General features: G+C 67.6%; 9 protein-coding genes. 5 read left to right on the top strand and 4 right to left on the bottom strand.

Annotated features, from left to right (window positions below):
• Positions 1-403 precede the first annotated feature (403 nt).
• From AC1DY5_RS32255 to AC1DY5_RS32235, 5 genes are all read left to right on the top strand, one after another.
• Positions 404-619: a hypothetical protein gene (locus tag AC1DY5_RS32255; RefSeq protein WP_478118105.1), complete on the top strand. Its 216-nt coding sequence runs from the start codon at positions 404-406 to the stop codon at positions 617-619.
• 123 nt (positions 620-742) lie between these two features.
• Positions 743-1,165 (top strand): universal stress protein, encoded by a 423-nt coding sequence (locus tag AC1DY5_RS32250; protein ID WP_478118104.1) that lies wholly within the window; start codon positions 743-745, stop codon positions 1,163-1,165.
• Position 1,166: 1 nt separating this feature from the next.
• A complete protein-coding gene (locus tag AC1DY5_RS32245; protein WP_478118102.1) occupies positions 1,167-1,376 on the top strand; it encodes a hypothetical protein in 210 nt (69 codons plus the stop codon).
• A 31-nt stretch (positions 1,377-1,407) separates the two neighbouring features.
• The gene (locus tag AC1DY5_RS32240) at positions 1,408-2,763 is read left to right on the top strand and encodes an MBL fold metallo-hydrolase (protein ID WP_478118101.1); all 1,356 of its coding nucleotides are present in this window, start codon (positions 1,408-1,410) and stop codon (positions 2,761-2,763) included.
• A gap of 14 nt (positions 2,764-2,777) precedes the next feature.
• Positions 2,778-4,292 (top strand): thymidine phosphorylase family protein, encoded by a 1,515-nt coding sequence (locus AC1DY5_RS32235; RefSeq protein WP_478118099.1) that lies wholly within the window; start codon positions 2,778-2,780, stop codon positions 4,290-4,292.
• A gap of 152 nt (positions 4,293-4,444) precedes the next feature.
• On the opposite strand, the gene AC1DY5_RS32230 is transcribed toward AC1DY5_RS32235, so the two are convergent.
• The 4 genes from AC1DY5_RS32230 to AC1DY5_RS32215 are packed head-to-tail and all read right to left on the bottom strand — an operon-like array spanning position 4,445 to position 7,914.
• Positions 4,445-5,032, bottom strand: coding sequence for an ABC-type transport auxiliary lipoprotein family protein (locus tag AC1DY5_RS32230; RefSeq protein WP_478118097.1), 588 nt, complete (start codon positions 5,030-5,032; stop codon positions 4,445-4,447).
• A gap of 44 nt (positions 5,033-5,076) precedes the next feature.
• Positions 5,077-6,015 (bottom strand): MlaD family protein, encoded by a 939-nt coding sequence (locus tag AC1DY5_RS32225; RefSeq protein ID WP_478118095.1) that lies wholly within the window; start codon positions 6,013-6,015, stop codon positions 5,077-5,079.
• Positions 6,000-6,812: an ABC transporter ATP-binding protein gene (locus tag AC1DY5_RS32220; RefSeq protein ID WP_478118094.1), complete on the bottom strand. Its 813-nt coding sequence runs from the start codon at positions 6,810-6,812 to the stop codon at positions 6,000-6,002. Before AC1DY5_RS32220 ends, AC1DY5_RS32225 begins: the two co-directional genes overlap by 16 nt.
• 1 nt (position 6,813) lies before the next feature.
• Positions 6,814-7,914: an ABC transporter permease gene (locus AC1DY5_RS32215; protein WP_478118092.1), complete on the bottom strand. Its 1,101-nt coding sequence runs from the start codon at positions 7,912-7,914 to the stop codon at positions 6,814-6,816.
• Positions 7,915-8,346 lie beyond the last annotated feature (432 nt).

Genomic DNA, 8,346 nt, shown 5'->3' with positions numbered 1-8,346 from the left:
GCGGCGGACAGCTCCGGAAACAGGTTGTCGATTCGGTCGAGACGGGTCAGCGCAGTCATGGTCGTCACTCCAGAAGTGGTTGATTGAAAGGGTGTCGTCGGGCCGTCCCTTGAGTGGCGGCGAGCCGACGCATCCAGTCTAGGAGAAGTCTAGGAGTCGTTCTTCGGCGAGCCTTGCGCGAGATCAATTTGTCGTCGCTCAAACCGCGGCCCGGATGCGACGTGGGCGCCACCGCCAACGGACTCCGGTGCGCATGACGTGAGGAGTTCGCAGTGCCTTGATCTGCGTCATGGCGCGTGCTGGCTGCACGCCTACGATCACCTGGCTCGCAGGCCCGGCTGCATGCCCCCCCTGCCATCGCCCTTCGCCTCCCGGCATGGGTGACCGACCACAGGAGTACGCAATGACGATCGATGCTTCCTCGCCACCGCCACTCGGCGACGGTGTCCTGACGATAGCGCTGGAATGGCAGCGAATGCTGCTCGATACCTGGATGCTGGCCCAGAGCAGCCAGAACGAGCAACTGGCCACGTGTCAGAAGGCGATCGAGGCCTACCGCAAGGATCTGTTCGATCAGTGGGTGTGTCGGTTCGGCGGAGGTGTACCGCTGGACGGCTGATTCGGTGATTTGTGCCATGGCAGATTCGCTGCCGCGGGGCATCGCCGAATTGACCTGGCGCAAGCCGGACTGTCCGCGCGCAGGCCAATATCCCGCCATCCGGACTTCCTGACACGAGAAACCATGAAGATTCTTCTTGCCGTCGACGACAGCGAGTACACGAAGCGAATGATCACCTACCTCGGAGCGCACAAGGATGCGTGGGTGACAGGCCACGCATGGACCGTGTTCTACGCGGTGCTGCCCGTTCCACACCGGGCGGCGGTATTCGCGGGGCCTGACCTGGTCCACGCCTACTACGACGACGATGCCCGGGTGGTGCTCGAGCCCGTGCGTGCGCTGCTGGCCGAGCAGGGCATCGACGCGCAGTTCGCCCACAAGGTGGGCCATCCGGCCGAGGAGATCGCTTCGTACGCCGAGGCGGGCCGGTTCGATCTCCTGATCATGGGCTCGCACGGCTCGGGCGCCCTCAAGAACCTCGTGCTCGGTTCGGTCGCCACGAAGGTGCTGGCGCGGTGCAAGGTCCCGGTCCTGCTGGTGCGCTGACATGGCCCGCCACATCATCGCTGCCCAAGGAACGCTGAGGGCGGTCGGATTTGTCCTCGCAACGCTGCTCGCGACCGTCGTCCTCGTGGCTGCTGGGCTTGGYGACGACAACGATGCCCTGCACGTCGGTTGGTTCGAAGTCTCGCAGCCGTCGGCGCCGCTCGGCGTCGAGCGCTCGGCACACCCGGGCTCGCCTCAAGCCGGCAGATGAATCGGCATGGCCCTTCGAAGGACACAAGACGATGCGCATCCAGTTCCTCGGCAGCACCGGTACCGTCACCGGGTCCAAGTATCTTCTTGAGCACGAAGGCCGACGCCTTCTGGTCGACTGCGGCCTGTTTCAGGGCCTGAAGCAGCTCCGGCTGCGCAACTGGGAGCCGCTGCCGGTCAAGGCCGGCGACATCGACGCGGTGCTGCTGACCCATGCGCACCTGGACCACAGCGGCTTCGTGCCGCGCCTGATCAAGCTGGGCTTCAAGGGGCCGGTCTACTGCACCGCGGGCACGCGCGACCTGTGCGATCTGCTGCTGCCCGATTCGGGCTGGCTGCAGGAAGAAGAGGCCGACTTCGCGAACCGACACGGCCACTCGAAGCACAAGCCGGCCTTGCCTCTCTACACCCTGGCGGAGGCCCGCGCGGCGCTGAACCGGTTCGAAACCGTGTCATTCGAGCAGTCGCATTCACCCTGGCCCGGCTGGTCCTGGCGGCTGAAGCGGGCCGGGCATATTCTCGGCGCGGCCAGCGCGAAAATCGAATGGGACGGCGGCAGCATCCTGTTCTCGGGCGATCTGGGGCGCAGCGACGACCTCGTGATGCGTCCCCCCGAAAGCCCGCCTCCGGCCGACTACGTGGTAATCGAGTCGACCTATGGCGACCGCCTGCATCGCGAAGGCGATGTGCTGGCCGCCCTGGCCGCGGTGGTCAATCGAACTGCCGCCAGGGGCGGGATCCTGGTCGTTCCCGCCTTTGCCGTGGGGCGCGCCCAGACCCTGCTGCACTGCATCCATCTGCTGAAGGAAGCGCATCGCATTCCAGACATGCCGGTCTACCTGAACAGCCCGATGGCCATCGACGCGACGCGCATCTATCGCCACCATCTCGATGAGCACCGACTGAGCGTGCAGCAGTGCAATGCGTTGAGCAAGGGGGCGATCATCGTCAACACGGTCGAAGAATCGAAGCGGCTCAACCACCTGGGTTATCCGTCGATCATCGTGTCGGCCAGCGGCATGGCGACCGGCGGGCGCGTGTTGCACCACCTGAAAGCCTACGCCCCGGACGCCAGGAACACCATCCTCTTCGCCGGTTTCCAGGCCGCGGGGACGCGCGGCGCAAGCCTCGTCGCAGGCGCCCCATCGGTCAAGATCCACGGTGCCTACGTGCCGGTGCGAGCAGAAGTCGCCAACCTGGACATGCTCTCTGCCCATGCCGATCGCGATCAGCTGCTGGCCTGGCTCGGCGCCATGCCCGCGCCCCCGCGGCACGTGTTCGTCACGCATGGCGAACCGGTCGCGGCCGATGCGCTGCGGCTGGCGATCGAGGAGCGGCACGCGTGGCCGGTGAGGGTGCCCGATTATCTCGAGTCACGGGCGCTCTGACGCGGCGCCGCGCCATGGCCCTTGATCGACTGCCCGCCCGCCGCGCCGGCATCGACACCTACCAGCAGCCGGTGGTGTACCTGCGCAGCGACTGCCCTGTGTGCCGCGCCGAAGGTTTCGAGGCCCAGGCCCAGGTCGAGGTGATCTCGGGCGGCCGGCATCTGTTGGCCATTCTTCATCACGTAAGCCACGATTGGCTGCGACGCGACGAGATTGCCTTGTCGGACGCGGCCTGGGCCCTGCTCGGCGCCGCGGAGGGTGATGAGGTCGAGGTGCGTCATCCGCCTGTGCTGGCGTCGCTGGCGCACCTGCGCACCAAGGTGCACGGCGGCCGGCTCGGCTATCCGGACCTGCGGGCACTGATGGAGGACGTGAGCCGGGGACGCCTGTCGGACATCCACCTGGCCTCCCTCGTCACCCTGTGCGCAGGCCCCGGGCTGGACTTTGACGAGACAGTGGCATTGACCCGGGCGATGGTCGATGTCGGCGAGCGCGTGACATGGGCCGCAACGCCCGTCGTCGACAAGCACTGCATCGGCGGGCTGCCCGGCAACCGGACCACCCTGCTGGTGGTGCCGATTGTGGCGTCGTACGGGCTGACGATGCCCAAGACCTCCTCGCGCGCCATCACCTCGGCGGCGGGCACTGCCGATGCCATGGAGACGTTGGCGCCCGTGGCTCTGGACCTGCCGGCCATGCGGCGCGTGGTCGAGCGCGAGGGCGGCTGCATCGTCTGGGGCGGCCATACCCGGATCAGTCCGGCCGACGACATGCTGATCCGCGTCGAGCGGCCACTGAGCCTCGACAGCGAAGGCCTGCTGGTGGCTTCCATTCTGTCCAAGAAGGCCGCCGTCGGATCCCAATGCGTGCTGATCGACCTGCCCCTGGGCCCGCAGACCAAGGTCCGCAGCGCCGCCGCGGCCGAGGCGATGTCCCGGAGCCTGGTGGCGGTCGGCGCGGCGCTGGGCTTGCAGGTGCGCACGATCTTCACCGACGGGAGCCAGCCGGTGGGCCGCGGCCTGGGTCCGGCGCTGGAGGCGATGGACGTCATGGCCGTACTTGAAAGACGACCCGATGCACCGCCCGACCTGCGAGAGCGGGCGCTGCTGCTCGCGGGCGGAGTGCTGGAGATGGCAGGAAGAGTCGCCGCTGGTTTGGGCGCGGACCTGGCGCGCGAGGTGCTGGACGATGGCCGCGCGCTGGCGAAGTTCATCGCGATCTGCGAAGCGCAGGGTGGCATGCGCGTACCGCCCAGGGCGGCCCATTCCCACAGCGTGACAGCGCCTGCGAGCGGTGTCGTCGCGGGCATCGACACCCGCCTGATCGCCAGGGCGGCCAAGCTGGCCGGCGCGCCGCGGGATCTGGCAGCGGGCGCCGTGATGCACTTGCGCTTGGGCGACCGCGTCGAGCGCGGGCAGCCGCTTTTCACGCTCCACGCGCAGAGCGCGGGGGCGCTGCGATACGCGTTGGACTTCGTGCACTCGCAGCTGCCGGTGGTACGCACGGCGGATCCCGATGATCGCGGCTGATGGCTGGTCGTCGGCGGTGGTGGCCGACCCTGGACCGGGCGGCCTCGGCGACGCGCAGGCGGCACCGGCACCATGACATAGCCGACATCGTCCGAGTCGAGCCAACGGCCGAGGGCGAGGCGCCCAGGGTGCGGGTCGTCGAACAGTGGTACTCAGCGGGCGGCGGATTCGGCGCAGAAAGCCGCCAGCCCGGGCAGAACTTGGCTCGCCGCACGCTGGGTCGCCATCACGCCGCCATAAGGGTCGTCGCGTGGTGCATTGGCACGCACATCGAACTCGCGGCTCGCGATGACTCGGCGGCTCGTGGCGTCCACCAGCGTGGCGCGCAGGGTGAGGCGGACATGGCTCGGCGTGGTGGAGAAATCTTGTTGCAGGCGGACGAGTTCGGTCTCCAGACGAAATTGTCCGGTGGCCGAAGTGGGCGCGCCCAGAACCGCGTGGAATGCGCCCGAGCGTTCGATCGCGCCCACCATCATCGGCGCGAGCATGCTCGAAGGCGTGTCGACCCACCGGTTGTGCGCGAAATACTCGATCTCGTATGGTCGCCGCACATAAACGATCTGCGAGGTGTCGAAGCCCGGGGCAGCGCGCGGGAGGTTGACGATCAGTGTGGGCGCGGTCTCGGCCAGGGCAGGCGCGGCGAATGCCTCGCCTTCGGCGGAGAGCGTGAACAGCGCAGGCGGGGCGGCCGGCTCCGGCAGGAGGGACGACGCACAACCGCCCAGAAGGCCCGCGAGCATCGCGGCAATCAGCGTGCCGCAAGCGGCACGACGGGATCGGTGCCTCATGGGGGGGGCCTTTCGCCGGGTCCCGGCTTTCTCTGCGGGGCGCCCATCAGCAGGCTGTTCGGGTTGCGTTCGGTCTGTTCGCTCAGACGCTGCAACGAGACGGCGAGCTGGTTCAACTCACTGAGCAACTGTGCCAGCGCGGGCGCGGCGTCGCTGCGGATCTCCTGGAAGCCGCCCGCCGCCGCTTCCACGCTGCGGCCCGCACGATCGCCGGCGGCGCTGACGGACTTTGCCATCCTGTCGACCGAATCGGCGGCGGTCGCGACCCGGTCAATCGCCGAGGCGAAATGCTCGCTTGCGCGCGCCGTGTTCCGGGCCGTGCGCGTCGCGTCGGCGATGCCGCTGGCGAGCGCGGCCTGCTGGGTCGCGAGCGTGTGGGTCAGGGTCGCAGTGTCCGCCAGCATCTGCTTCACGGCGGCGCGGGTGTCGGCGTCGAAGGTGGCGTTCAGGTTGGTCGACATGCGGTCCACGCTGGTCAGCACCGTGGTGAGCACACTTTCGAGCCGCGTGCTCAGCGACGGCATGGAACGGATGGTCGGAATCTCCCCGGCCTCCACGGCGCGCAGTGGCGGCGAACCGGCGGTTCCTCCACTGAGTTCGACGTAGGCGATGCCGGTGAGACCCTGCGTCTTGAGAACCGCTTCAGTGTCCATTTTGATCGGCGTGCCCTGTTCGATGAGGAAGCGCAGGCGCACCTGGCTCGAATCCGCGGGATCGATCGCGATCTCCCTGACCTTGCCGACATCGACGCCGAGGTACTTCACCGGCGCGTCCACGTTCAGCCCGGCCACGGACTCGCGCATGATCGACTGGTAGGGGCTGTACCGTTTGCCGCCGTGAGCGCCGGCCGCGAGCCACAGCACGCCGGCCACCAGCGCGGCGCCGAGCAGGAGCACGAACGCGCCGACCACCGCGTAGTTCACCTTGTCGTCCATGGTGCTCCCTTGTCACGACGCACTTGCGTCGCCGTTGCGGCGGCCCGTTGCTGGCGCGGCCCTTCGAAGTACCCGCGCACGACGGGGTGAGCGTGGTGCGAGAGCTCCTCCATGGAGCCGCTGGCCAGCACCCGCCCTTCGCMCAGCACCGCCACGCGGTCGCAGGCCTGCCACAGCAGGTCAAGGTCGTGCGTGATGATCACGATCGTCAATCCATACAGCGCGTGGGTGCGAAGGATCAGTTCGCTCACGCCCGTTGCGCTGTCGGGGTCCAGCCCGGAGGTGGGTTCGTCGAGGAACAGGAGCTCGGGATCGAGGGCGATGGCGCGCGCCAGCGAGGCCCGCTTGAGCATGCCGCCGCTGAACTCGCCCGGCTGCTTGAGTCCGGCGTCCGGCGGCAGGCCGGTAAGGGACAGCTTCCATTCGGCGATGCGGTCGATCAGCGCGCGATCGAGCCGGCTGTGCTCGCGTAGCGGAAGCCCGATGTTTTCGCGCACGTTGAGCGCGCTAAACAGCCCGCCGTGCTGGAACATGACGCCCCATCGCAGGCGAAGCGCGTGCGCCTGCGGCGCGGTGAGCGTCTCGATGTCGTGGCCGAACAGGTGGATCGACCCGGAAGTTGACCGTTGCAGCAGGATCATTTCGCGCATGAGCACCGACTTGCCCGAGCCACTGCCGCCCGCGATCGCGAGGATCTCGCCGCGCCGGACCTCCAGGTCGAGATCGGTATGCACTGCGTGGCTGCCGAAGCGGGTGCAGACCTTTTGCATCGCGATCACGGTGTCTGCCGGCCCCATGCTAGAGGTCCAGCATGTTGAACGCCACGGAGAACAAGGCGTCCGCGACGATCACTAGGAAGATCGACTGCACCACGCTCTTCGTTGTCTGTCGCCCCACGCTGTCGGCGCTGCCGCGCGTGCGAAAGCCCTGGAAGCAGCCGATCAGTGCAATCACCACCGCGAACACCAGCGACTTGCCGACACCCACCAGCAGCGTGGAGCCGTGCATCTCTCGCCCGAAGCGGTCGATGAACTCCGGAAAGCCGATGTCCAGCTGCACGCGTGCCATCACCATGCCACCCAGCACGCCGGTCACATCCGCGAAGACGGTCAGAAGCGGCAGGGCGATGGCCAGTGCGAGTACCTTAGGCAACACGAGCAGTTCGATCGGATCGATCGCGATGGTCCGCATCGCGTCGACCTCCTCGGTCACGACCATGGTGCCGATCTGCGCCGCATAGGCGGAGCCCGAACGTCCGGCGATGATGATCGCACTCATCAGCGGCGCGAACTCGCGCAGCATCGCGTAGCCGACCAGATCGACCACGAACACGTTGGCGCCATAGTGCTTCAACTGGTCCGCGCCCTGGTAGGCCACGACGACACCGAGCAGGAACGACGTGAGCCCGATGATGGGCAGCGCGTCGAATCCGTCGACCTGGATGTTGCGCAACACGGTGCGCCAGCGGATGCGACGCGGGCGCGCGAGCAATCCCATCGTGGCCACGGCGGCCTGTCCTACGAAGCGCAGCAGGCCGAGCGCCTGCTGTGCCGAAGCATCGGCCTGGCGTCCCACCCGCTCCAGAGGCGAGGAGCCGGGCGGCTGCGGCAAGGGCTGGTCGGGCTGCTCGCCGACCAGCGTCATCAGCATCTGCATGCGCGGCGGCCAGTCGCGCAAGGCGGCCGCTGCGCCGTGGCGGCGCAGCCAGCGTTGCAGCACCCACACGCCAGCGCTGTCGATGGCGGCGAGCGAGGCACCGTCCAGTACGACAGGCCCCGGGCCGCAGGCATGCGCGTCGAGCGCTGTTGGCATGTCGCCCAGTCCGCGCACAGTCCAGTTGCCAGCCAGCGACCATCCACCGGACCTCAGCGGTGACATGCTGGCCTGGGGAGGGTCCATGGACGTGTGCATGACGCGACTGGGCTGTGCGACGGTTCTTGGTATCGAGTGCTGCCGCTATGGCGTCGTCGACCGTCTCGAGTGCCACGAAGCGCATGGACGCTCGCACGCTCTGCGTGAGATCCCTGAGGTGGCGCGCCGGGAGCGACACGGCCGACAGACGACCTCGGGGAGCGGGCCCAAGTAGGGATGGTGAGATGTGCCCACCTGAAGCTCGGCCGGAGTCGTAGAGCCGCTGTGAATCGTGATTTTCATCTGTGTCCTCGATCGGGTTGGAATGGCCCTGCGAAGATTCACTGTAGGTGCGCTTGCACGGCGAGGCTTGATGTGAATCAACGCGATGGACCTTACCTTGCCGGGTAGTGGCCTATTGCCGTTCCATCGCTGCCTTGATGCAGGTCAAGCGCTCTGGCATATAGATGCCTAGATACT

The sequence above is a fragment of the Variovorax sp. P4_D9 genome, assembly GCF_056401695.1.
Note: the sequence above shows the minus strand (reverse complement) of the source record. Positions and strands in the feature narration are given on the sequence as shown.

Bases quoted from the DNA above. Each gene is read 5' to 3' on its own strand.
- AC1DY5_RS32255 (WP_478118105.1), top strand. From the start codon at position 404: ATGACGATCGATGCTTCCTCGCCACCGCCACTCGGCGACGGTGTCCTG.
- AC1DY5_RS32250 (WP_478118104.1), top strand. From the start codon at position 743: ATGAAGATTCTTCTTGCCGTCGACGACAGCGAGTACACGAAGCGAATG.
- AC1DY5_RS32240 (WP_478118101.1), top strand. From the start codon at position 1,408: ATGCGCATCCAGTTCCTCGGCAGCACCGGTACCGTCACCGGGTCCAAG.
- AC1DY5_RS32235 (WP_478118099.1), top strand. From the start codon at position 2,778: ATGGCCCTTGATCGACTGCCCGCCCGCCGCGCCGGCATCGACACCTAC.
- AC1DY5_RS32230 (WP_478118097.1), bottom strand. From the start codon at position 5,032: ATGCTCGCGGGCCTTCTGGGCGGTTGTGCGTCGTCCCTCCTGCCGGAG.
- AC1DY5_RS32225 (WP_478118095.1), bottom strand. From the start codon at position 6,015: ATGGACGACAAGGTGAACTACGCGGTGGTCGGCGCGTTCGTGCTCCTG.
- AC1DY5_RS32215 (WP_478118092.1), bottom strand. From the start codon at position 7,914: ATGGACCCTCCCCAGGCCAGCATGTCACCGCTGAGGTCCGGTGGATGG.